The organism is Pseudomonas sp. DF11, assembly GCF_058148565.1.
Window position 1 is genome coordinate 1 of sequence record NZ_JBYVYN010000023.1, and the last position, 1186, is coordinate 1186.

General features: G+C 54.6%; 1 protein-coding gene. It reads left to right on the forward strand.

Features of this window, described 5'->3' with window-relative positions; translation table 11 throughout:
• Positions 1–207: 207 nt before the first annotated feature.
• Positions 208–1155: an IS110 family RNA-guided transposase gene (locus AC30D9_RS29360; protein WP_490145373.1), complete on the forward strand. Its 948-nt coding sequence runs from the start codon at positions 208–210 to the stop codon at positions 1153–1155.
• Positions 1156–1186 lie beyond the last annotated feature (31 nt).

Sequence of the window (1186 nt, forward strand, 5' to 3'; positions counted from 1 at the left end):
CGCTTGTATGGTAGGACTTGAAGGGAGGAGGAGGGACAAAGCTCGATTCTGACTGTTCGCGCAGTACAGACCGTGGGAGATTTCACCCCTCCTCCTTTCACCCAAGCGCCGATAAAGAATGCATCTGGCCTAGACCGACGATAGGAACAAGCCTGCGCCTCTGGGTGAACCCTTCAAGTGTTCAAACCTTAGCCCGGAGGATTTTCAATGGCAATGCCGGTTTCTGTCGCAAAGCCAATCGTGGGTGTTGATGTCGCCAAAGATGAGTTGGTGATTTATCACGCACAAACAGATCGACTGGAAGCGATCCCCAATACCAAAGCTGCGATCAAGAAGTGGCTCAAGGAATTGCCCGCGCCAGTGGATGTTGCCATCGAAGCCACCAATATCTATCACCAGGAATTCGCCGACCTGGCTTATGCGCAAGGCTGTGTGATCTACATGATCGGCGGCTACGAACTCAGCCATTACCGCAAAGGTGTGAAAGTTCGTGCTAAAACCGATGCGCTGGATGCTCGGTTGTTGGCTCGCTACTTGAACAACGAAGGCCACCAGTTGCACCCATGGACCCCGCCATCGCCTCTGTATTGTCGGCTTATAAGCCTTTTCCGGCGCCGGGCAGCCTTGGTTCAGGCCCGTGTCAGCCTCAAGCAAAGCTGGTCAAACGAACCGTTGCTCAAAAGTGCCTTTGAGAACCAGATAAAGGCCATGCAACGACTGGAAGTCTTGCTCGAGAAAACAATCCAGACGCAGTTGGAAGCAGCTGGCTTGGGCGCTCAGCTCAAGCGTTGCATGAAAGTCGAAGGCATCGGCCTGTTGAACGGTGCCCGTTTGCTCACGTCGTTTCAGCGTGGGGGTTTCAGAAATGCCGATGCCTTCATCGCTTTTCTGGGTCTAGACCTGCGTATATCGGATTCAGGGAAAAAGAAGGGACGCCGCTGCCTGTCTAAGCGAGGTGACCCAGAGGCCCGTCGACTGATGCACAACGCCGCGATGTCGGCGAGGCGCACAGCGGCATGGAAGGGTTTTTATGAGGCACTGAGGGCCCGGGGACTCAGCACAACCGAAGCATTAGTGGCACTGGCCCGCAAGCTTGCCCGAGTGGTATTCGCCCTGCTGAAGAACCAGAGCGAATACTTACCGAAAGGCATTTAAGGGTAGCCCTACACCATAGAATCTCCCACAG

Excerpts from the sequence above, each read along its gene's own strand:
- AC30D9_RS29360 (WP_490145373.1), top strand. The coding sequence starts at position 208 with ATGGCAATGCCGGTTTCTGTCGCAAAGCCAATCGTGGGTGTTGATGTC.